At 54.7% G+C, this 22,061-nt stretch carries 17 protein-coding genes; 4 read left to right on the top strand and 13 right to left on the bottom strand.

Annotated elements, in window-relative coordinates; translation table 11 throughout:
* The first annotated feature begins 296 nt into the window (after positions 1-296).
* Entirely contained in the window at positions 297-1,061 is a 765-nt protein-coding gene (locus ACESNI_RS04680; protein ID WP_373085321.1) for a sulfite exporter TauE/SafE family protein, read from the top strand.
* Between the two features lie 24 nt (positions 1,062-1,085).
* Here the strand turns inward: ACESNI_RS04680 and ACESNI_RS04675 are convergent, their stop codons facing one another.
* The 9 genes from ACESNI_RS04675 to ACESNI_RS04635 form a co-directional block, all read right to left on the bottom strand.
* Positions 1,086-3,836, bottom strand: coding sequence for an ATP-binding protein (locus ACESNI_RS04675; protein WP_373085320.1), 2,751 nt, complete (start codon positions 3,834-3,836; stop codon positions 1,086-1,088).
* Positions 3,836-4,096, bottom strand: a complete 261-nt coding sequence (locus tag ACESNI_RS04670) for a hypothetical protein (RefSeq protein ID WP_373085319.1) — start codon at positions 4,094-4,096, stop codon at positions 3,836-3,838. The genes ACESNI_RS04675 and ACESNI_RS04670 overlap by 1 nt, the downstream gene beginning before the upstream one ends.
* A gap of 37 nt (positions 4,097-4,133) precedes the next feature.
* A complete protein-coding gene (locus ACESNI_RS04665) occupies positions 4,134-4,532 on the bottom strand; it encodes a response regulator transcription factor (protein ID WP_373085318.1) in 399 nt (132 codons plus the stop codon).
* 161 nt (positions 4,533-4,693) lie between these two features.
* Positions 4,694-6,634 (bottom strand): acetate--CoA ligase, encoded by a 1,941-nt coding sequence (gene acs / locus ACESNI_RS04660; protein ID WP_373085317.1) that lies wholly within the window; start codon positions 6,632-6,634, stop codon positions 4,694-4,696.
* A 159-nt stretch (positions 6,635-6,793) separates the two neighbouring features.
* Positions 6,794-7,516 (bottom strand): ABC transporter ATP-binding protein, encoded by a 723-nt coding sequence (locus tag ACESNI_RS04655; RefSeq protein WP_373085316.1) that lies wholly within the window; start codon positions 7,514-7,516, stop codon positions 6,794-6,796.
* The gene (locus ACESNI_RS04650; protein ID WP_373085315.1) at positions 7,516-8,274 is read right to left on the bottom strand and encodes an ABC transporter ATP-binding protein; all 759 of its coding nucleotides are present in this window, start codon (positions 8,272-8,274) and stop codon (positions 7,516-7,518) included. Before ACESNI_RS04650 ends, ACESNI_RS04655 begins: the two co-directional genes overlap by 1 nt.
* A 10-nt stretch (positions 8,275-8,284) precedes the next feature.
* Positions 8,285-9,430: a branched-chain amino acid ABC transporter permease gene (locus ACESNI_RS04645; protein WP_373085322.1), complete on the bottom strand. Its 1,146-nt coding sequence runs from the start codon at positions 9,428-9,430 to the stop codon at positions 8,285-8,287.
* Between the two features lies 1 nt (position 9,431).
* Complete coding sequence (locus ACESNI_RS04640; protein WP_373085313.1) at positions 9,432-10,448, bottom strand: branched-chain amino acid ABC transporter permease; 1,017 nt, start codon at positions 10,446-10,448, stop codon at positions 9,432-9,434.
* A gap of 127 nt (positions 10,449-10,575) precedes the next feature.
* Positions 10,576-11,928 carry a substrate-binding protein gene (locus ACESNI_RS04635; protein WP_373085312.1) on the bottom strand — a complete coding sequence of 451 codons (1,353 nt, stop codon included), beginning with the start codon at positions 11,926-11,928 and terminating at the stop codon, positions 10,576-10,578.
* Between the two features lie 205 nt (positions 11,929-12,133).
* Between ACESNI_RS04635 and ACESNI_RS04630 the strand changes: the two genes are divergently transcribed.
* A complete protein-coding gene (locus ACESNI_RS04630; RefSeq protein ID WP_373085311.1) occupies positions 12,134-13,753 on the top strand; it encodes a short-chain fatty acyl-CoA regulator family protein in 1,620 nt (539 codons plus the stop codon).
* Between the two features lie 27 nt (positions 13,754-13,780).
* Here the strand turns inward: ACESNI_RS04630 and ACESNI_RS04625 are convergent, their stop codons facing one another.
* The 3 genes from ACESNI_RS04625 to ACESNI_RS04615 form a co-directional block, all read right to left on the bottom strand.
* Positions 13,781-14,353 carry a hypothetical protein gene (locus ACESNI_RS04625; RefSeq protein WP_373085310.1) on the bottom strand — a complete coding sequence of 191 codons (573 nt, stop codon included), beginning with the start codon at positions 14,351-14,353 and terminating at the stop codon, positions 13,781-13,783.
* Between the two features lie 126 nt (positions 14,354-14,479).
* The gene (locus ACESNI_RS04620) at positions 14,480-17,113 is read right to left on the bottom strand and encodes a VWA domain-containing protein (RefSeq protein ID WP_373085309.1); all 2,634 of its coding nucleotides are present in this window, start codon (positions 17,111-17,113) and stop codon (positions 14,480-14,482) included.
* 285 nt (positions 17,114-17,398) lie between these two features.
* Positions 17,399-18,613, bottom strand: coding sequence for an MFS transporter (locus ACESNI_RS04615; RefSeq protein ID WP_373085308.1), 1,215 nt, complete (start codon positions 18,611-18,613; stop codon positions 17,399-17,401).
* A gap of 216 nt (positions 18,614-18,829) precedes the next feature.
* Between ACESNI_RS04615 and glpK the strand changes: the two genes are divergently transcribed.
* A complete protein-coding gene (gene glpK / locus ACESNI_RS04610; RefSeq protein WP_373085307.1) occupies positions 18,830-20,323 on the top strand; it encodes a glycerol kinase GlpK in 1,494 nt (497 codons plus the stop codon).
* A gap of 2 nt (positions 20,324-20,325) precedes the next feature.
* Entirely contained in the window at positions 20,326-20,949 is a 624-nt protein-coding gene (locus ACESNI_RS04605) for a 2-hydroxychromene-2-carboxylate isomerase (RefSeq protein WP_373085306.1), read from the top strand.
* 15 nt (positions 20,950-20,964) lie between these two features.
* Here ACESNI_RS04605 and ACESNI_RS04600 read toward each other — a convergent pair whose 3' ends face one another.
* Positions 20,965-22,047, bottom strand: a complete 1,083-nt coding sequence (locus ACESNI_RS04600; protein WP_373085305.1) for a sn-glycerol-3-phosphate import ATP-binding protein UgpC — start codon at positions 22,045-22,047, stop codon at positions 20,965-20,967.
* Between the last annotated feature and the right edge of the window lie 14 nt (positions 22,048-22,061).

Genomic DNA, 22,061 nt, shown 5'->3' with positions numbered 1-22,061 from the left:
GTTCGCCTTCAGGCGCACCAGAATTTCGCCGGGGCCGGGCTTCGGGATATCCCGCTCGATGAGCGCGAGACCGTCAATACCCCCGTCTCCCTGAATTACATAGGCTTTCACTGGTTCATCCTTGCTTGTTTGAATTACTTCCGGTTATTGTTATTTATTAGCGCCCCGGCTCTTCCCCTATTGAAGGAAGAAAAATGTTTACTGTAAAGCAATTTTTTAGTCCATAGTCCTGAGTGGACCCTTCAGGTTCGTCCCCGTCCCCGATTTCTTATCGATTATTTAGCAGTAGCCCCGACATGATTGCGCAATATCTTCCTGATTTCAATCTCTACCATCTTTTGATTGTCTGTGTCGCCCTTGCCCTAGGCGGCTTCGTCAAGGGGATATCGGCCTTCGGACTGCCGACCATCGCCGTGCCGATCATCGTTTTCTTCATGTCGCTGCCGGCCGCCGTCGCCATCATGGTCTTTCCCATGATCATCACCAACTTCGTCCAGATGATGATCTCGGGTCAGGTGAAAATGGTACTTAGCCGTCACTGGCGGCTTTTTCTCGGGCTGGCGCTGGGATTGCCCGTCGGAGTGTATCTGCTCTCGGCCGTCGATACACGCTACCTGCTGATCGTCGTCGGATCGGTGTTGATCCTGATCGCAACGCTGGAGATGTCTGGCATATCCTTCGCTTTTCTCGGGCGGCGGGAAAAGCTGTTCGGCCCGATCATCGGCGTTATCGCGGGGGTCATCGGCGGTATTACCACCCTTTATGGTACGCTACCGATTTTCTTCTTTGTCGCGCTTGACCTCAAAAAGGAGGTCTTCATCGCGACCGTCAGTGCCTTTTTGTTCTTCGGCAGCATCTTCCTGATGTTGAGCCTGCAGACGATGAATTTTCTGCGCGTCACCGAGGCGGTCTACAGCGTCATCGGCTTGGTCCCGCTGTTCGCCGGCATGTGGGCCGGGACCCATGTCCGCCACCGGATTGACCAGCGGAACTTCAAGAAGATTGTTCTGTTACTGGTCGGTCTCATCGGCGCGATTATGATCTACCGCGCCTTTTCATGATCTCTTTATATCCGGAGCAACGCGTTATTCCGCCGACAGCCGCAAATCGCTCCGGTCCGACCGGGGCACGGTGAAGGAAAAGCTGGCACCACCCTTCTTCGGGCTGGCGACCCAGATCCGGCCGCCAAGGAAGGTGACAATTTCACGGCAAATGGCGAGCCCGAGTCCGGACCCCTGCGGCTTATCCTCACTACTGTCGAGAGATTGATGGAATTTTTCAAAGATATGTTCTGCCATATTTTCCGCAATGCCCTTGCCATTGTCGGTGACGGTGACCGTCAGAACATCCTCAGCGGGGGCAACTGTGACATGGATGCGGCCATTTGACTTGTCGCAGAACTTGATAGCGTTAGACACCAGATTAATCATCACCTGAATAAGCTGGTCCCGGTCCGCCCGCACCGACGGCAAACCCTCCGGCAGGTCGAGGGTCAGCGTCACATCGTTTTCCTTGAGCAGACCGGCGAGCGTCGCCATTGCCTCATGAGCCGTGGCGGCCATATCCACCGTATCCAGCGACCAGTCCATTTGCCCGGCCTCCATGCGCGCAAGGTCGAGCAACTGGTCGATCAGCCGGGTCAGGCGGCTGCTTTCCTTGATGATGACGTTCAGAAACTGCGACCGCTCGGCAAGCGACACTTCGGGATTGTCCACCAGAATCTCGCCGAACGCGCGAAGCGAGGTAAGGGGGGTCCTGAGTTCGTGACTGACCATTGACAGGAAATGATCTTTCAGCGAATCCAGTTCCTTCAGTCGCTCATTGGCATTGCGCAGTTGCCCCGTCGCTCGCTCCAGTTCGGCAGATTTCTGCTCCAGCCGATGGCTGTACTCGATCACCTGGCTGGTCTCGTCGAGAATGCGGTAAACCTCATCCAGCCCGACAATCTCGCCCTTGACGACGGAGCCCATCATCACCCGCGCGGTCGCCGAGCCGATGGCGCCGGCCAGCATTTTTTCCGCGAAATCCAACATCGCCGCATCGGCGGTCTGGCCTTTTCGCAGATTGATGTCACGCTCGGCGGCAAAATTCGTGAAGGCCTGGGCAACCCGCTGGACACCGACGAAGCGGCCCACAAGCTGCTGCAAATCGGCGACTGTTGCCGATCCGCGCCAGTAGCGGCTGTCGCGGTCATCATCCGTATGGCCGAACACATCAACGAACAATGTTCCCTGTATCCGTTCGATCGCCGTCTGCTGCGACATAAGCGAGACCACCCAATAGGCGCCGATATTGACCAGCATGCTCCAGAATAGCGCATGCGTTAGCCGATCAAATCCTTCCATTCCGAACATCGAATAGGGCTTGAGAAAGGCAATACCCCAGGGACCGTTCTCGATAAAACTTACTGGCAGCCAACCCGACTGCGCAAAGGAAGGCAGAAGAAGCGTATAGAGCCAGACAATAAACCCAAGCGCCAAGCCGCTCAGCGCCCCACGGTAGGATGCGCCTTTCCAGAAAATACCGCCGATAAGGGCCGGCAGGAACTGCGCCGCAGCAGCAAAGGAGACGAGGCCGATCATCACAAGCGAATAGGATTCGCTGGCAATCAGGTAATAGGCGTAGCCAAGAATCATCACCAGCAGGATGCTAACCCGGCGAATGGTGAGCAGCAATCCGGTCAGGTCATCGTTCTTGTTGATATTCAGCCATTTCGAACGCAGTAGGAGCGGCATGATGAGGTCATTGCAAACCATGGTACTAAGCGCGATAGAGGCGACAATCACCATTGAGGTCGCCGCCGACAATCCGCCGACAAAGGAAAGGAGGGCGAGAGCACCCCGGTCATTTACCAGCGGCACCGTGAGCATGAACATATCTGCATCGGTTGGCCCGCCCTGAAAGGCGAGTCGACCGGCAAGCGCCACGGGCAGCACGAAGATATTGGTAATCAACAAATAAAGGGGGAACAGCCACGTCGTTTTGCGTAAATAGGATTCGTCCGGGTTCTCCACCGCCGTGATATAGAATTGCCGCGGCAGACAGATAATCGCCGCCATGGAGAGTACCGTCATCGTCATCCAGACATTGTAACCGCCATCGCCGCTGATACGGAAAAGAGAACTGAGCCCCGCCTCCTCGGCCTTGGCGAAAAGATCGGTGAAACCGTTATAAAGCCCGTAGGTCACAAAAATCCCGACAGTCAGGAAGGTCACGAGCTTGACCACAGATTCGAAAGCGATGGCCGCGACCAGCCCCTCGTGATGCTCACTTGCATCGATATGGCGGGTACCGAACAGGATTGAAAACAGGGCAAGAGCCACCGCCACAACAAGCGTCGTATCGATGGGCAGTATCGACTGGTTCGAGACATCGAGCAGCGACGTCTCAGGCGAATTAACAAGGATACGGAAACTGCTCGCAATGGATTTGAGCTGGAGCGAAATATAGGGCATTGTGCCGACCACCGCGATCACGGTCACCAGACCGCCGAGCCCAGCCCGTTTACCGTAGCGAGAGGCAATGAAGTCGGCGATGGAGGTGATACGGTGGCCCTTGCAGATGCGGACAATCTTTACCCAGACCACCGACCAGAGCAAAAAAACGAGGGTCGGGCCGATATAAATGGCTAGAAAATCAAGCCCGCGTGTTGCCGCCAAGCCGACACTGCCATAAAAAGTCCAGGAAGTGCAGAACACTGCAATCGACAGGGTATAGATATAAGGATTGCGGGTCAGGTGCCTACCCTTCTTCGCCTGGGAATCGACGAACTGCGCAATGGCGAACAATAGCCCGAGATAGAGAAAGGAGACCGTGAGGACGAGCCCCCCGGACATTACTTCTTCCCCCGCTGCGCGTCGTCCGCCGAACGACCTGCAGGCAACGGCACAGCCGGCGTCCGATCACGCCGCCGCGCCCCGATCGCCGTGAGCACAATCGCCGCGCCCCAGATACCGAACATGCTAAGATAACTTATGGGGATGCCGAACAGAAGCTGGGAGCTGTTGATGATACGCAGAACCGGCGGCATGAAGGCAATAAGGCAGGCAACAAAAAGCAGGATCGACCATTCTTTTTTTCGCCCGCTTCTCATCATCGCCCTAGACCTTTATGATTGGATTTACCCCGCCATCTCAAACCTGCTTTGCCTTCAATACCGACGTCGGAACGGCGACAATTTCCTTGACCATTTTACCGAGGACGCGCGTTGAAAACGGCTTGGTTACAAATTCATCGGCACCAAGGGCCAGCGCCCGTTCTTTGTCTGCCTCACGGCTTTTCGCCGACAGCATAATAATCTTGACGGCCCGGCAGGCGGGATTTGCCCGAATTGCCTCACAAACTGCAAATCCGTCCTGCTTTGGCAGCATGATATCAAGAAGCACGAGATTTGGCACATACTCTGCGATCGCCCGGAGTGCCTGTTCGCCATCGCGGGCCACACGCACTACGAAGCCAGCCTGTTTCAGGATAAACTGCAAGGACAAGACGATGTTCGGCTCGTCCTCCACAACAAGCACTGTATGCACCATTTTGCCGTTTGTTCCCTTTCGTTAACCGGGGTAGCGGAATTTTCTCCATCGTCTCTTGCGATATCTTTTTAGTTCAAACTCCAGCCCCAAGTCTCCCTGCCTGCAATTATAGCCTAGTCCCCCGGCTGTTGTCATTGACTGATCTTTCCGGGAGGCAGGCGTTACTTGTTCATGCGATTGTCGATCAGCTCCTCAACCACTGCCGGATCGGCAAGTGTCGAGGTATCACCAAGGCTGCTATAGTTATTCTCAGCAACTTTGCGCAAAATACGCCGCATGATTTTACCAGAGCGGGTTTTCGGCAAGCCCGGCGCCCACTGGATCAGGTCCGGAGAGGCAATCGGCCCAATTTCCTGTCGCACCCAGGCGACCAGCTCTTTCCGCAATTCCTCTGACGGATCAACACCCGTAGTGAGCGTGACATAGGCATAGATACCCTGCCCCTTGATATCATGTGGATACCCAACGACAGCCGCCTCCGACACCTTCTCATGAGCGACGAGTGCGCTTTCAACTTCCGCGGTGCCCATGCGGTGACCGGACACATTGATTACATCATCGACACGCCCGGTGATCCAATAATAACCGTCCTCATCACGGCGGGCGCCGTCACCGGTAAAATACCGGCCCGGGAAAGCGGCGAAATAGGTCTGATAAAATCGTTCATGATCACCATAAATCGTGCGCATTTGTCCCGGCCAGCTATCGTCAATACAGAGGATACCCTCGCACACGCCCGTCAGGACTTTGCCATCGCCATCGACCATCACCGGATCGATACCAAAGAAGGGCAACGTTGCCGAGCCCGGCTTCAAATCCGTTGCCCCGGGGAGCGGCGTGATCATGATGCCGCCAGTTTCAGTTTGCCACCAAGTATCGACAATCGGGCAACGGCTATCGCCAACCACCTCGTAATACCAGCGCCATGCCTCGGGGTTGATCGGTTCGCCGACCGAGCCGAGAAGCCTAAGGGATTTGCGCGAGGTCTTCTTCACCGGCCCGTCCCCGTCCCGCATTAGCGCCCGGATCGCAGTTGGCGCGGTGTAGAAAATATTCACCTGATGCTTGTCGCAGACCTCCCAGAAACGGGAAACAGTCGGATAATTCGGCACCCCTTCAAACATCAAGGTGGTCGCGCCATTGGCAAGCGGGCCATAAATAATATAGCTATGGCCGGTCACCCAACCGACATCGGCGGTGCACCAGTAGATATCGCCGTCGTGGTAGTCGAAGACATAGCGGTGGGTCATGGCCGCATAGACAATATAACCACCAGTAGTATGCATGACGCCTTTCGGCTGGCCTGTCGATCCCGAGGTGTAGAGGATAAACAGCGGATCCTCGGCGTTCATTTCCTCAGGCGGACAATCGGCATCCGCTTTCGCCATTTCCTCGTGATACCAGATGTCGCGTCCCTCGGTCCAGTCGATCTTGCCGCCGGTGCGTTTGACGACAATGCAGGTGGTGCAGTCGGGGCAGTTTTCCAACGCCTTGTCCGTGTTCGCCTTCAGCGGGATCGGCCGGCCGCCGCGAACGCCTTCGTCGGCGGTAATAATGCAGTTGGACTTGCAATCGATAATACGGCCCGCCAGCGCATCGGGAGAGAAGCCGCCGAAGACGATGGAATGAATGGCGCCAATTCGGGCACAGGCCAGCATTGCCACGGCCGCCTCGACGATCATCGGCATGTAAAGCGTGACACGATCACCCTTTTTTATTCCCTTTGCCTTCAACACGTTAGAGAATTTGCAAACTTCATCATGCAGTTCGCGATAGGTGAGCGTCTTGTCATCTGTCGGCTCATCCCCTTCCCAGATAATCGCGGGGCTGTCGCCTCGTGTTTCCAAATGCCGGTCGAGACAGTTGTAGCTGACATTCAGCGTACCATCGTGATACCAGCGAATATGCAAATCGTCCTTCGCGTAGGAGACATCCTTGACCTTCGTATAGGGCTTAATCCAGTCGATCCGTTTACCATGCTCGCCCCAGAAGGCCGCCGGATCGTCGATCGACGCGCGATACATCGCATCATAACTCGCCTTGTCCGCCCAGGCGGCATTCGCCAGTTCGGCAGGTACGGGATATAATTCATTTATTGACATGCTCTTAAGCCCTTTCACACCGTAGTCTACGGTAAATCATTTTCCTCACTATCAGGATAACATTTAACGCAGCACGGGAGACGGGTAAAATAAATTTTTACCCGTCGCCGGAATAACCCCTAAATCAAAGTGGTTATCCTGGATATTTTTCCGAAAACGTCAGATTGCCAGATATTCGTGTCGTAGATCCTCATCTTCAAGCACCTCTTTCGCGGTCCCGCGAAAAGCGATTTGTCCCATGTCCAGAATCAATGCCTTGTCGGCCAGTTGCAGGGCGGCGACCGCATTCTGTTCGACGATGACCGTGGTGATTCCGAGTTTCCGGACCTCCATCAGTATCCTTTCAATTTCCTGAACGATCACCGGCGCCAGCCCCTCATAAGGTTCATCCAGCAATAGCAGCTTCACATCTCTGGCCAACGCCCGCGCTACCGCGAGCATTTGCTGTTCTCCGCCTGACATGGTCACAGCGTCCTGATTGCGGCGCTCGCCAAGGCGCGGGAAATGTTCGTAAATCCGCTCGATTTCCCAGCCTTTTGGCTCTGCGACCTGGGCCAGGATCAAATTTTCCTCAACCGTCAGGCCTCCAAATATCCGCCGGTCCTCAGGTACCAGCTGTATTCCAGCCCCCGCTGCCTGATAGGCTTGCAACGGATGGATGGGCAAACCTCCAAGATAAATCTCGCCGCGCTTCAGCGCCGGGCTGTCGAGCCGGGCAAGCGCCCGCAACGTCGAGGTTTTTCCAGCCCCATTGCGCCCCAGCAGAGCGACGATCTCACCCTCTTCCACGTCAAAGGAGACTCCCTGAACGATATAGGATTCCCCGTAATAAGCGTGAATATCCTTAACGCTGAAATATGGTTTTTTAATTTCCGCCGACATCAGGCAGCTCCCCCCAGATAGGCTTCCTTGACTTTAGGATCCTCGCGTACTTCCTCAGGATCACCGCCGGCAATAATTTCGCCGCGGGCAAGAACGCTAACTTTGTCGGCAAGGCTGAAAACGACATGCATGTCATGCTCGATAATGATCTTTGTCATGCCTCGCGATTTTATTTTCTTGAGCAGGTCAATCGTCTGATTGGTGTCATGGCGGGCCATTCCCGCCGTCGGTTCATCCAGCAACAACAGCCGCGGTCGCAGGATCAGGCACATTCCGAGTTCAAGCCGCCGCTTGTCGCCGCGTGACAGACTCCCCGCTTCCATCATCATCATGTCCTTCAGGCCGACATCCTCAAGGATATTCTCGGCTTCATCACGAATCTCCCCCTGACGGGTGAGAGGCTTAGCCGCATTGAAACGAAAGGAGCCATCGCGGTGGGAAAATGCCGGGATCATGACATTTTCAAGCAGGGACATTTCCTGGAAAATCTCCGGAGTCTGGAAAACCCGGGCCACGCCAATCTGGGCAATTTCATGAGGCTTTTTGCCGGTCAGTTCCTCGCCGTCAAATATTACCTTCCCCGTATCAGGTTTCAGGCGGCCGATACAAACATTGAGCAGGGTTGATTTACCCGCACCGTTGGGCCCGATTATCGCATGCGTGGTCCCCTCTTCCACATGCAGGTTTATATTCGACAACGCGCTCAGCCCGCCGAAGCTCTTGTTGATATTGTCCAAATGAAGAACGAGATCACCCATGGTCTTCCCTTTACTCGCCGGCCTGGTTCGGGGCCTGCACCGATTGTGCGTCGCGTTTTCTATCCGAGGTGAATAAACTAAAGATGCGGTTGAAGCCTTCGACAAGACCGCCGGGCAGGAAGATTACGACAATGACGAATAGCAGCCCCAGAGTGAGGTTCCACCCACTGCCGACGAAAAGACCGACAACAGGGACCAGAAAATCCACAACCGAATCTGGCAAGAAGGAAAAGGCATGATGCAGGACGTTGTTATCGAAAGATGAGAATATATTCTCGAAATACTTGATAAGGCCGGCCCCCAGCATCGGCCCGATCAGCGTCCCCGCGCCGCCGAGAATTGTCATCAACACCACCTCTCCCGAGGCGGTCCATTGCATTCTCTCGGCCCCCGCAAGCGGGTCTGTCACTGCAAGCAGGCTTCCGGCCAGCCCGGCATACATGCCGGATATGACGAACGCCGTCAGCATATAGGGACGTGTGTTCAGCCCCGTATATTTCATTCGGTTCTGGTTTGACTTGATCCCTTTCAGCATCAATCCAAATGGCGACCGGAATATGAGCAATGACAGGAAGAAACAGATGATCAGTAGCACGGCGCAAAAATAAAATCCCGGGTAACCGCTCATCGGTTCGCCGAATAAATCGGTGATGGGCAATCCCGCACTCGTTGCCTCCCCAAACATCCTGTCGATAATACGCGGATCAGCGCGGGCCAACTGCAATCCGGTTTCCCCGTTGGTAATGGGGGTTAGCACCGAATACGCCAGATTATAGGACATCTGCGCAAAGGCGAGAGTCAGGATTGAGAAATAGATGCCCGAGCGCCGCAGGCTTAAAAAGCCAATGATAAGGGCAAGAAGTCCCGAAAAGATAACTCCGAAGATCACGGCAGGAATAGCGTTCATGGTCAAGAGCTTGAACGACCAGACGGCGGCGTAGGAGCCAACCCCGAGAAAGGCAGCATGCCCGAACGAAAGATAGCCCGTTAGCCCGAAAAGAATATTAAAGCCAATAGCAAAAATACCATAAATCGCGAACTTCTGCAGCAAATCAGGATAGTTGGCGCCGAACGGCTCCGACCATAGCGGGAGCGCCAGAATGACAGCGGAGAAGATAAGCAAAAGGAGCGCATCATTGAGAAACGGCTTTTTCATTTTATTCATCCATCACGCCGGTTTTGCCCAATAATCCGCGCGGCAGAACCAGTAAAATAATCACGGCGACAAGATAGAGAATAATCTGGTCAATGCCCGGAAGAATATCCTTTATCTCGTTCATTGAGGCGAAGGACTGCACGATTCCGAGCAGGAATCCGGCCAACACGGCGCCGCCAAGCGATCCCATCCCCCCCACCACAACAACGACAAAGGATAGAACGAGGAATTCCATTCCAAGATGATAATCCGGCGGCAGAATGGGCGTATACATCACGCCGGCAACACCGGCAACGACAGCCGCAAGGGCGAACACGATCGTGAATCGTCGCTGGATATTAATGCCAAGAAGGCCCACTGTCTCGCGGTCCCACATCCCGGCGCGCACCACCATGCCGTAGGTCGTGAACTGCAGAAAGGCAAAGACCGCAAAAATGATGACGCCGGAAAAACAGAGATAGACGAGACGCCACCATGGATACACCAGGTTTTTGCCAAGTCCCACCCAGGATCCGACATCTGCACTTCCGGCGAGAAATGCCGGTGCGGACTGCGGTATCGGGTTGGCGCCGAAATACGCCTTGATAATTTCCTGAATGACGATTGCAAGGCCGAACGTGACGAGTATCTGTTCGGCATGCGAGCGCTTGTAAAAATGTTTTATCAGGCCGCGCTCCATCACATAGCCGACCAGCAACATAAAGGGGATGGCGAGTAAAATCGACAGCGGTACCGAATAATTGATAATCGTCGTGCCGATATCGCCAAACCAGGTTTCGATATAGGGCTGTTCCTTGTAGGCGGCAAAAGCCGTAATGTTTTCATCGCGGATCTTGGCGGAAATCGTCACTAATTTCTGAAAAGTAACGGCGCAGAATGCGCCCAGCATAAACAGCGCGCCATGGGCGAAATTGACGATCCCCAGAGTCCCGAAGACTAGCGTTAGCCCCAGCGCAATCAGGGCGTATGCAGCACCCTTATCCAGACCATTTAATATTTGAATAAAAATGGCATCCATAAAAATCTACCCAGAAGGCCCCCAAAAATGGTCGATTTAACGAGAAGTCGATGTACACGCGGAAAGAGCAAGCCGGGCGGGATGGCGACCGCGACTGGTCGCCATCCCGCCTATTGTTGCTTATTCCCTACATTTTAACTTCATACGGCCCAAGTTCGCCGCCGAATATTTTCCAATCATATTCCACTTGAGCGCGTGGCGTAACATCGACAACGTTCAGAAGATCGAACTGGCTTGATGGGTTTTCATTCCCGCGCACCACCAGCACATCCTTGAAGCACTGATGATCTGCAGCGCGATACAGGGTCGGACCGTTGCCCATACCGTCGAAGTTGAAGCCTTCCAGCTGCTTGATCACTTCTGGTGGGTAGAAGGTGCCGGCCATTTCACAGGCATTCGCATACAGTAATGTCTGGACATAACAGGTATGGGCGGCCATGGAGGGCGGAGCCCCATATTCGGCGCCGAAGGACTTCACAAAGGCCTGCGAGCCTTCGTCCTGCAGCGACCAGTTCCAGTTGGCGGTTCCTAGAATGCCCTTGATGGCATCGCCAGCACCCTGCGCCATCAGGCGCGAGAACAACGGCACAACAATCTCGAAGTTCTTGCCATTGACCTGCTTGTCGCGCAGGCCGAACTGAACTGCCTGCGTGAGGGAGTTGATCATGTCCTTGCCGTAATGGTTCAGGATCAACACATCGGCATCGGAATTCAGGACCGGAGTGATATATTGCGAAAAGTCACCGGCACCAACCGGGGTTCTCACGGTATTAACTGTTTGCCAGCCGAGCGCCTCGGTTGAGTTCTTGATCGATTCTTCCTGAGTCCAGCCCCAAGTGTAGTCGGCGGTCAGGTGATAGGCCTTGCGATCAGTGCCATATTCCTTTTTCAGCACCGGCGCCAACGCCGCACCAGACATATAGGCATTGAAGAAATGACGGAAACCATACCGGCGCTTGTCCTTACCCGTCGTGTCATTGGAATGAGTGAGGCCCGCCATGAAGATGATACCCTGTTCCTGGCAGAGTGACTGTACGGCAACCGCCACACCGGAGGACGAGCCGCCAGTGACCATCAGGACACCGTCCTTTTCGATCATGCGTTTCGCCGAAGCGCGCGCCGCATCCGATTTTGTCTGGGTATCTCCGGTTGAATAGGCAACCTTTTTGCCAAGGATCCCTTTGCCTGTGAGACTCGATGGCTTAAAGGTGTTGAGCATGCCGCCGTCGCCTTCGCCATTCAGATGTTTTACTGCGAGTTTGTAGGCACGGAGCTCGTCGGCACCTTCGTCCGCGTAAGGGCCGGATTGCGGCACGTTAAACCCGAGCGTAACCTGGTCTGCATTTTTTGGATCATTGCGAAAGTCGGCGGCCCAAGCGTTCTTGATAAAGAAGCTCGGGGTCGATGCAACCAGTCCCGTTACCGCGCCAGCCTTCAGCAGGCCCCGGCGCGAAACGCCTGGTTTCTTGATGTCATTCATAAAATTTCTCCCATTTTCCAGTAGGTCATCCCTGTGCCGGGAGTTTATCATTTTGTTTTCCGTAGAATTCAAACCCCCGCCCTGTAAAAATTTCACATTTTTAATATTATTCCAATAATACACTGGAAAACGGCGGTTTTTTATGTCAATATTTTTCGAATAATTTTGTAAATATGTAAAGTATGTAAATATCAGGATCAGAAACATGGCAAGATCCGCGCTTTTGGGAACCCGGCTCAGGAGATTGCGCAAGGAAAAGAAACTGACACAGGTTGAACTCGCCGACCGCCTTGGCATCTCTGCAAGCTATCTCAATTTGCTCGAACATAACCGGCGCAGTATCACAGTACCTCTGCTGCTGCGAATAAGCCAGATTCTCAAAGTCGATCCGCTGGTCTTCTCGCCCCAGGAGGAAGGGCTCCTGATCGCCGAAGTAACGGACGCCCTGAAAGACCCGCTGTTTGCTGATGACGACTTTGGCGATGAGGACATCGCGGCGATGGCGGCTGATGCGCCAATGCTCTGCTCCGCGCTCAAAAAGACATATGATGCCTACAAGGCTTCGCAGACCGATATGCAGCTGTTAAGCGAACGTTTATCCCAGGACCTGCTGTTCGCCGGCTCCTCTTTTCGTCTGCGGACCCTGGTGACATCGATCCTGTCTTCCACTGAAATTGTGCATGATAATGAAGATCTTGGCCCGAAGGAACGAAAGGAATTCTTACAGATTGTTCTAAAAGACAGCGAGGCCCTGACTGATACGGTCAACGAACTTCTCGGCATTGTTGGTGGCGACGGCCTGAGCGGCAAAACATGGGCCCCGTCTCCTAATGAGGCGGTGTCAGATTTTATTCAGTCGCGGAATAATTATTTCGAGCCGATCGAAATCGCCGCAACGGAATTCCGCAATTCAATTGGCAGCGACGATATCCTGCCAACACTGGCACTGGCTGATTTTCTAAGGCGCGAACATGGCGTTCAAATCGATTATGCCAATCGCGACAGCCATAACACCGAGGCGACCTTATATGACGAACAGAACCGGTCGCTGGTTCTCTCGAAGGCCCTGCCACAATCGAGCGTCAATTTCCATCTGGCGTTGCTCTGTGGTCAATTGTCGTTTTCCAGTCTGTTTGACGAATTGGTGAACGCACCGGAATTGCCCAGCGATGCCGCGCGGGCGAAAGCCGTTGCCGCCCTGTCCAACTATTTTGCCGGTGCCTCTCTACTGCCCTATGATATATTTTTCCGTGCGGCGGAGGACCTGCGCTATGACATTGAGCTGTTGCAACAGCAGTTCGGCGGCAGTTTCGAACAGATCTGCCATCGCCTGACGACACTGCAGCGACCCGGAAAATCAGGCATTCCCTTTCACCTGATCCGAAGTGACGTCGCCGGGAACATCTCGAAACGGTTCAGCGCCTCTGGCTTGCGTATTCCGCGCTATGGCAATTCCTGTCCGCGGTGGGTGCTACATGCCGCGTTCCTGACCCCCGGCACTATCTGCCCGCAAATTTCCGAGATGCCCGACGGCAGCCGGTTTTTCTCGATTGCCCGGACCGTGACCAAGCCAAGTCTCGGCTATTCCCAGCCAAAACGCCATTATGCCATCAGTATCGGCTGTGATGTCAGCCAGGCACAGCGACTTATCTATGCCGACAGCATGAACCTTGCGGCGCCAAGAACAGTTATGCCCGTCGGCATTACCTGTCGGCTGTGCGAACGGTCGAACTGCGCGCAGCGCGCGGCGCCGCCCCCCTCCCAGATCCGGCAGATGGCCGCGCCGCAGAAACGCAACATATCGCCCGGAATTGGGGATATCTAGGGCCGCACGGCGCTTGGCCAGCGCCTGTTACTTGCTTTGAAGGATTAGCCGGCCTTTTGCCGTGCGCCGAATGACGCCGTCGCGCAGTGCGGTGAATTCGAGTTCCATGTTGGGGCCCGTCAATGTTCGCTTGTAAACCTGCATATCATAGTCGCCGACATCGCTGATCGCCATGACATAGACAGTTAATGTCTGCTTGCTGATCCGCGCCCAGGAAACAGTGTCCCCCGCATAGACATCTCCCCCGAGATTGTTTTTCCAAACATTGGGAACTTCCGATTTGACATAGGTAAATGTCGTTTCCTTCAGAACTTCCTTGGGGTTCGTCGGGCTTCCCTTCTGGCGAAGCAAGGTCCGCCATGTCACGGTAAAATCCCCGTTGTCCGCCGGCGAGATGCTCACGTCAATATCGCGGCTGGTAATCGGAAAATTCACGCTGACATTATTTTCAGAGATGGCATTTCCCTGCCAATTGCCCGCAAATGCGGAAATCGGAAGGTCTTTTGCCGCAGCGACGACCGGCAGTGCCACGGCAATGATCACCGCCACCAGAAAATTCACGACTCTACTCAATGTTCCTGTCCCCCAAATATATTTCATTTAACCTGCCCCTGATACCCCGCACAATAGGGCAAGGCCGCGCGCGGGACCAGTCTATTTTATCGCCAGTGGGTCATAAAAAAGGCCGCAAACATTGCGGCCTTTTTTGTATTTTACAGTTATCGCCTAGCTTTCATCCACAACAATTTTTCCGTTTGTGATGTCGGTTGAAGTCAAAACGGAGTTCTCGACAACAACTGAAAAATCGGCGATTGGTGCGTTGGCCCCATCGGTTACGGTAATCGTGGTATTCGTCCCGTCATCACTGAAAACGACATGATCGGCTCGGTCGCCCGAATTAATATTCAAATCATCGAATACGGCGGACAGGTCAATGACATCATGATCACCATTGGTGCCGAAATCGTGAATGACGTCATCGCCATCCGACTGCGCACTCTGGAATACAAACCGGTCATCGCCATCATTACCGGTGAGCGAATCATCTCCGGCCTGCCCAGCGATATAATCATTTCCCGTCCCGCCCATAATCGTATCCACGTTCTGCGTCCCCGTGTAGAACGTATCGGGGCTGATCTGGATATTCAGGTCTGCCGTACTTGTCGATCCAACCGTATCGGAAATGGTGTAACTGAACACCTCGCTCTCGAAGTTCGAAACATCAGTATTTGCGACATAATGATAGTCACCGTTTTGAAAATTCAGCTCCAGAACGCCGAAATCGGTTGTCAGTGTAAGGTTATTCCCGCTCACCGTTACGTTTGGATTGCCATCATCGCTCAGATCATATGTCGTCCCATTATAGGCCACCGATACAATCGGAATGGCGGCGAGCGGATTATCACCTGCACTATCGTTGGTCAGCACATTCCCGGATAATTCCGCTTGCGTTGCCACAAGACTGCCATTCAGCTGGGCAGCGTCATCCACATATAAATACGGGCCGCCCGGTGCAGTCACATTATCGTCCGTCGGCGTATTGTCGAAGAGCCCGAGATATTCACTATTGTTCGCCGCCGCGCCAATCCCGACGGAATAGACCTCGGCACCGCTGAGATCATTATTCACCCAATCGTTAAAGGAATTAATCGCAAAACCGTTGCCGCCCGGACCAGACTCCGTCGGAACACCGTCGGAGAGAAAATAGAACTTGGGCACATCCTGGGGATCGAAATCAATGGTACGCGCGAGATTAAGCGCTTCGTAATAGCTCGTCCCGCCACCGCTCAGACTGTCAATTCCGTTGAGGGCATTCAATGTCGAGGCAAGCGTGGTAAAGGTCCCATCACCACCGCCCAGGAATTTGGCCGTGGAATCAAAATCAATAATTGTAATCTTGGTGCCATCCGGATTCTGAGAAAACAGGGTTGTTGCCAGGTTTTTCAGCGCCTGTTCCATTAATGCAAGATCGTTTTGGGACAAACTCGCGGAGGTATCGACGATAAAAACAGCATGGGTATCGAGTGGCTCGGTAATCACCACAGGCCCGTCGGCAACAGCATTTGGACCGAGGACCACAGGCACATCGTCCACCGTCACGTTAATGGTAAGGCTAGTGCTGGCCGTGTTGTCGCCCTCCTGCAGTTCGCCGCCGGCCCCGACCATCGCCGCCTCCAGCGAGGTCGCGGTCACCGACAGCGAGAAATCCGTCGTGTCGTCAGTGACTGGGGTAATCGACATGTTCGCGAGATTCCAGCCCGTCACATCGACGCTGCTGCCATTACCAATAAAACTGTTAGTGCCATCGGTCAGGGTCGCGCCCGTCGGAACGCCATCAATAGACAGGGACAGGCTTTCAGACCCGTCCGTATCCTGAAGCGCCGCCGAGATATCCGGCAACCCAATCGCCGTATTCTCATTGCCGGTTACCGACGCATCCGCGCCGGAGGCATCTAAGGTAAGCGTCGGCAGGTCCGCCACCGCGTCAATCAGCACATCAATCGTCCCCGCCGTTCCGGCCGTGGCAGCCGCCGCGCCGTCCTGAGACCAGGGGGTTACAATGATTGAAAAGTCACCATCGCTGTCCGCGGGAAGGCCGGTAATCGTCAGTGCGGCCAGATCGGCCTGCTCCACTCGCCAGCCACCGGCGTCGGCCGCTCCGGCAGAGAAAGTCACAGCGGCGGGATACCCACTCAGGATCACCCAACCGTCTTCCGTTCCGCCTTGGCCGGTTGTCAGCGTGATGGCAAGGGCGATGTTTCCATCTGCCGGGGCCGGAACCGAGGCAATCTGATCAGCAGCAGTTCCAAAATCCTCTTTCCCAGCCGCGTCCGTAACGATGACAGTCGGCACGTCCGAACCAGGATTAGGGCTGCCGATGGGCCGGAAATCTTCATTCTTACCAATGATTTCATCGGCTTCCTCACGAGAAAAAGAGAGATCCGTCGGCGGCAAAAGATCGGCGATACCAAGGGGGTCGCCAATGCTGCCATCGTGAAAGGGCTGAAAATGGGCGCCGCCGCCATCGCTCACGTTATTTCCGGCCTGCGGCGAAATGTCGGCGACCGAATATCCCTCCACCAATGGCGTGATCTGGTCAACCACAACAACGTTGCCGTTGGCGAACCCAATCGCCGGCGGGTTTTCCGTCACCGCGAATGTCAGGAAATCCTGCAATAAAACCGAGGGTCCGCCATCAACCGGCGTAATAATCAGGTTTCCGCCGTCCTGACTAAAAGTAACGTCCTGAAGCGATGCGAAGGGCAGCTCAATTGTTTCTCCGGGCATTGCCACAATTGTCATTCCAACATCGTGACCTGAATTTTCACCGACGCTGTTATTGGTGTTCGACGTTGCCATTGCTCACACTCCACGGACATTTACATAATACCAGAGACAACCCAAATTAGGTAACCCTCTGGAAAAATTATCAAAATCGGGTTTCTTTTCTATGTAGCCCGAACTATAGCCAACTTTTTACACTGAAGCGATTGTTATCCACATCCCCTAAATGGGGGATAGACACAAAAATAATCAAATTTTACGTAATTGTGGAAACTTATTTATCAGGAAACCGCGTTTGCCACAGTCTAGAGGCAAAATGTAAAGGACTCGTAACTTTTTAAACATTTGAAGGCGCGACCGTCAGGTCTTTAGCAGAGCCAGTTTTGCCAGCAGAGCGGAAAGCAGAGCAATCGCGATAGAGGCCAGCATAATTGCCTGCAAAGAAATATCTGCATCAAGCGCCCACCCCATGAAAACCGGCCCAAGGGCGGATCCGAAGACCATGACGACGGTCGCAACTGACCGGATTGCCCCGAGATGAAGGGTTCCGTAAAGCTCTGGCCAGAGGGAAGAGAGGACCGGACTGGTAGATCCCGCCCCGAGACCAAGAACAAACATGACCACGACCGCATACCCCTGCGGTCCGGAATAGCTAAAAATAGCGAGGCCTAGCATCAGCGGTAACAGTACGAAAGGCATGATCCGGCGTGCCCGGAAGATATCCACAAAAAAGCCGGACACCATGCCCCCAATCAGGGAGGCGAGGGCGAAAACAGTGAAACACAATGTCCACCATTTAAAATCCCAGCCCTTTAACGAGATAAAATAGACCTGATGAAAGAACAGGCCGGTGATAATTGCGGCCTGGGCCATGGCCGTCGGCGCCAACAGGTAAAAGCGCCTGTCGCGCAGCACTTCCGCGCGGCTCCAGTGCCGTGCCTCCTTATCTGCTGCCACCAGAAGCTTCGCGCCGGGACCGTCCTGACGAGTGGTGTGACGGATAAGCACGGGAATAACCGGCAGCAGGGTAATCGCCATCAGGACCCCCATACCCGGCCAGATATATCGCCAGTCAACCACGCCGAGGGCCAGCACAATCAGCGGCGGGAACAACGCCTCGCCAAGCGGGAAACCGAGACCGGCGATGGCGACCGCCCGCCCCCTCTCCGCCTCATACCGCCGCGCCATCGAGGTGAGCGAGACATGTGTCATCATCCCCTGACCCATGAAGCGGATGCCTATGATCCCGAAAAAAAGTGTAATTGGCCCCTGAATAAACCCAAAAGCCAGCATCGCCGCGATCATGATCAGCGTGATCTTGAACACGAACTGGCGAAGCGGCAATCGGTCGACCAGCGGCCCGCCCTTCCATAACATCGCGGCGCAGAGAAGCGTTGCGACCGTGTAGATGGCGCCAAACTCTCCGTTGCTGAGGTTAAAATCCTGGCGGATATGACCACCGATGACGGAGATGACATAGGTCTGCCCAGGCCCCGACCAGAATGAAAGAAGCAATCCAAAAAGCAGAAACCGCCATTCCTGGCGGATAAAGGGTATCGTTCCTTCAATACGCATAACGTGACCGGCCTGTCCGGGTGAAAACTGCGGTCATTGCGTCATGTTTGCTGGCCTAAGTCAATGAGCCAATCCTCACCCGCCAAATGTTTTCTTGATCCTGTCCCGCCCCTGACTCGCTTCTTCCGCAAAAAACGTAAAACAGACTGGTATATCTGCTCTTTGAATGTCAAAATCCGCTCTCAGGGAAGTTAAGATAAAAAGAAGAGCCGCCCAATGTCACGCTACGTCCTCGCCATCGATCAGGGAACCACGTCCAGCCGCGCCATCGTTTTTGATAAGGACTACACGCCTGTCGCCACCGGGCAGCGGGAATTTACCCAGCATTATCCGGCCTCAGGCTGGGTCGAGCATGACCCGGAGGAAATCTGGGACACGACAATCGCCACCTGCAAGGAGGCCCTTGCCAAAGCAAGTGCGACAATCGCGGATATTGCCGCCATCGGCATCACCAACCAGCGCGAAACGGTGGTGATCTGGAACCGGGAAACAGGCAAGCCAATCCATAATGCCATTGTCTGGCAGGACCGGCGGACCTCGGATTTATGCATGGCTCTCAAGGAAAGAGGGCTGGAAAATCTGTTCACGGAAAAAACCGGCCTGCTGCTCGATCCGTATTTTTCCGGTACTAAAATCTCCTGGCTGCTGGATAATATAGAGGGTGCCCGGAGCGATGCTGAAGCGGGCAAGCTCGCATTCGGGACTATTGACAGCTTCCTGCTCTGGCGGCTCACCGGCGGCAAGGTTCACGCGACCGACGCGACGAATGCCTCTCGGACGCTGGTCTATGACATTCACAAGGGGGAATGGTCGGACGAACTCCTGAAAATTCTGGATATCCCGATATCCCTGCTTCCAGAGGTGCGTGACAGCTCGGCCGATTTCGGGGTGCTTGACCCGTCACTTCTCGGCGGATCCGTGAAAATCACAGGAATTGCGGGAGACCAGCAATCAGCGACGATCGGCCAGGCCTGCTTCACGCCAGGCATGATGAAATCAACCTACGGCACGGGATGTTTTGCCGTCCTCAACACAGGCGATACCCCCGTTGCCTCGCAGAACAGGTTGCTGACCACTATCGCCTATCAGCTGGACGGCAAGCCGACCTACGCCCTCGAAGGATCCATTTTCATTGCCGGGGCCGCCGTTCAATGGCTACGCGATGGATTGGGCATTATCAAGGAGGCGGCGCAATCAGGGGAACTCGCCGCCAAGGCTGATCCGGAACAGTCGGTCATTATGGTGCCCGCGTTCGTGGGTATCGGCGCACCCTACTGGGATTCCAAATGCCGGGGCGCGATCTTCGGGATCACCCGCGCAACAGGCCCGAAGGAATTCGCAAAAGCCGCCCTTGAGAGTGTCTGTTTTCAAACCCGCGACCTGCTCACGGCAATACAAGCTGATTTTGAGACCGAACATGAGACCGTTCTTCGCGTCGATGGTGGCATGGTCGCCTCGGACTGGACGATGCAGCGTCTCGCCGACATTCTGGGCGTGCCAGTTGACCGCCCGAAATCAGCGGAAACCACGGCGCTCGGTGCCGCCTACCTTGCGGGGCTTTATGTCGGTTTCTATCCATCGCCTGATGAATTTGCCAAATCCTGGCGACGCGACAGGCAATTTTCGCCGCAGATGCCCGAGGCAGAGCGCGATGTCGCCTATGCCCTTTGGCAGGACGCGGTCCATCGCACGCTAACAAATCGGAAATGACCATGGCTACGATCGAGTATTTTTATGCGGGCTATTCGGCCTTTGCCTATATCGGGTCGGCGGAACTCCAGCGGATCGCACAGGAGGCAGGCTGCGAAATTGATCATCGCCCCATTGATTTACGACAAGTCGTTGCCAGAAGCGGCACGATCCCCCCGCCTGAGCGGACAGAGGCGCATCGGGACTATTATTTCGGCCGAGAGATCATCCGCTGGGCCGAGCATCGGAATATTCCGGTTATGTCCGGAAAGCCGACCCATCATGACAACGACATCACCTTGTCGAACTGTATGCTCATCGCCGGACAGCTTCAGGGGGTAGACATGGATCGCTTGTCACACGAAATGTTGAAGGCGCATTGGGTCGATGACTATGACCTCGATAATCGCGATGACCTTATGCGGATAGGGCAGGCCGCCGGGATTGATCCCGTACCCTTGCTGGACACCGCCATGACGGCGACGGTTCGCGATATTTACGGAAAGAACACAAAAGAAGCGATTGCCCGGTCGGTTTTCGGCTCGCCGACCTATTTCGTCGAGGGCGACATGTTCTACGGGCAGGACCATCTGGAACTGGTTGCCCGCGCGCTTGAAACGCCTTACCGGGGCCGCTGGCCGAGATAATGGGCGCTCTGCTCGCTACAGCCGCTTTTCACTTTTCGGATCGAATATATGCAAATGGTCCGGGGTCACACGTATCGGCAGAACATCCCCCTTATTAATATATTGAATGCCGTCCAGCCGCACAGTCAGGTTGGTCTTGCTCTCGCCGAAATGGCCGTGAACAAGGGTATCCGCGCCCAGATGCTCGATCATCACCGCCTTAAGCGGGACCGCGTCCGTCGCATCGGCCGCGACTTCCAGATGTTCGGGCCGGACTCCCATAATCACATCGCGGCCCGCGTTCTCTGGCATCCCGCCGTTTCCGAGTGGTAGCGCCGCCTGTCCTGAGACAGTCACGTTGCGGCCCTCCTGATCGATTTTCGCCTCGGAGAAATTCATAGCGGGAGAGCCGATAAAGCCGGCGACAAATAGCGAGGCCGGCCGCTCATACAACTCAATCGGCGTCCCCAGCTGTTCAACGATACCCTCATTCAAAACCATCAAGCGGTGACCGAGGGTCATTGCCTCAACCTGGTCATGGGTCACGTAGACGCTGGTAATGCCAAGATCGGTTTGCAGCCCCTTGATCTCAAGCCGCATTTGTACGCGCAATTTGGCGTCCAGATTTGAGAGCGGTTCATCGAACAGGAAAACACTCGGCTCCCGGACGATGGCGCGGCCCATGGCAACCCGCTGGCGCTGCCCACCGCTGAGCTGCCGGGGCTTGCGCGTCAGCTGCTCCTCAGTCAGCTCAAGGATGGTCGCGGCCTTTTTGACCCGCTCGTCGATTTCCGTCTTCGGAAGGCCCATGATTTTAAGGCCATAAGCCATATTCTTATAGACAGTCATATGGGGATACAGAGCATAATTCTGGAATACCATGGCGATATCCCGCTCGGACGGCTCAAGGTTATTGACCACTCTCTCGCCAATACTGATCGAGCCTTCAGTCACTGATTCAAGCCCGGCAATCATGCGCAAAAGCGTTGACTTGCCACAGCCTGACGGACCGACAAGAACAAGAAACTCTCCCTCCTCGATCGCAACGTCCACACCATGAATTGCCTTGAACCCATTCGGGTATGTCTTGCGAAGGTTTTCCAGAACGACACGTGCCATAATCTTTCTTCTCT

Source organism: Sneathiella sp. (genome assembly GCF_041689005.1).
GTDB lineage: Bacteria > Pseudomonadota > Alphaproteobacteria > Sneathiellales > Sneathiellaceae > Sneathiella.
This window is presented reverse-complemented; position numbering and strand designations above follow the sequence as displayed.

Excerpts from the sequence above, each read along its gene's own strand:
- ACESNI_RS04680 (WP_373085321.1), top strand. The coding sequence starts at position 297 with ATGATTGCGCAATATCTTCCTGATTTCAATCTCTACCATCTTTTGATT.
- ACESNI_RS04675 (WP_373085320.1), bottom strand. The coding sequence starts at position 3,836 with ATGTCCGGGGGGCTCGTCCTCACGGTCTCCTTTCTCTATCTCGGGCTA.
- ACESNI_RS04670 (WP_373085319.1), bottom strand. The coding sequence starts at position 4,096 with ATGATGAGAAGCGGGCGAAAAAAAGAATGGTCGATCCTGCTTTTTGTT.
- ACESNI_RS04665 (WP_373085318.1), bottom strand. The coding sequence starts at position 4,532 with ATGGTGCATACAGTGCTTGTTGTGGAGGACGAGCCGAACATCGTCTTG.
- acs (WP_373085317.1), bottom strand. The coding sequence starts at position 6,634 with ATGTCAATAAATGAATTATATCCCGTACCTGCCGAACTGGCGAATGCC.
- ACESNI_RS04655 (WP_373085316.1), bottom strand. The coding sequence starts at position 7,516 with ATGTCGGCGGAAATTAAAAAACCATATTTCAGCGTTAAGGATATTCAC.
- ACESNI_RS04650 (WP_373085315.1), bottom strand. The coding sequence starts at position 8,274 with ATGGGTGATCTCGTTCTTCATTTGGACAATATCAACAAGAGCTTCGGC.
- ACESNI_RS04645 (WP_373085322.1), bottom strand. The coding sequence starts at position 9,430 with ATGAAAAAGCCGTTTCTCAATGATGCGCTCCTTTTGCTTATCTTCTCC.
- ACESNI_RS04640 (WP_373085313.1), bottom strand. The coding sequence starts at position 10,448 with ATGGATGCCATTTTTATTCAAATATTAAATGGTCTGGATAAGGGTGCT.
- ACESNI_RS04635 (WP_373085312.1), bottom strand. The coding sequence starts at position 11,928 with ATGAATGACATCAAGAAACCAGGCGTTTCGCGCCGGGGCCTGCTGAAG.
- ACESNI_RS04630 (WP_373085311.1), top strand. The coding sequence starts at position 12,134 with ATGGCAAGATCCGCGCTTTTGGGAACCCGGCTCAGGAGATTGCGCAAG.
- ACESNI_RS04625 (WP_373085310.1), bottom strand. The coding sequence starts at position 14,353 with ATGAAATATATTTGGGGGACAGGAACATTGAGTAGAGTCGTGAATTTT.
- ACESNI_RS04620 (WP_373085309.1), bottom strand. The coding sequence starts at position 17,113 with ATGGCAACGTCGAACACCAATAACAGCGTCGGTGAAAATTCAGGTCAC.
- ACESNI_RS04615 (WP_373085308.1), bottom strand. The coding sequence starts at position 18,613 with ATGCGTATTGAAGGAACGATACCCTTTATCCGCCAGGAATGGCGGTTT.
- glpK (WP_373085307.1), top strand. The coding sequence starts at position 18,830 with ATGTCACGCTACGTCCTCGCCATCGATCAGGGAACCACGTCCAGCCGC.
- ACESNI_RS04605 (WP_373085306.1), top strand. The coding sequence starts at position 20,326 with ATGGCTACGATCGAGTATTTTTATGCGGGCTATTCGGCCTTTGCCTAT.
- ACESNI_RS04600 (WP_373085305.1), bottom strand. The coding sequence starts at position 22,047 with ATGGCACGTGTCGTTCTGGAAAACCTTCGCAAGACATACCCGAATGGG.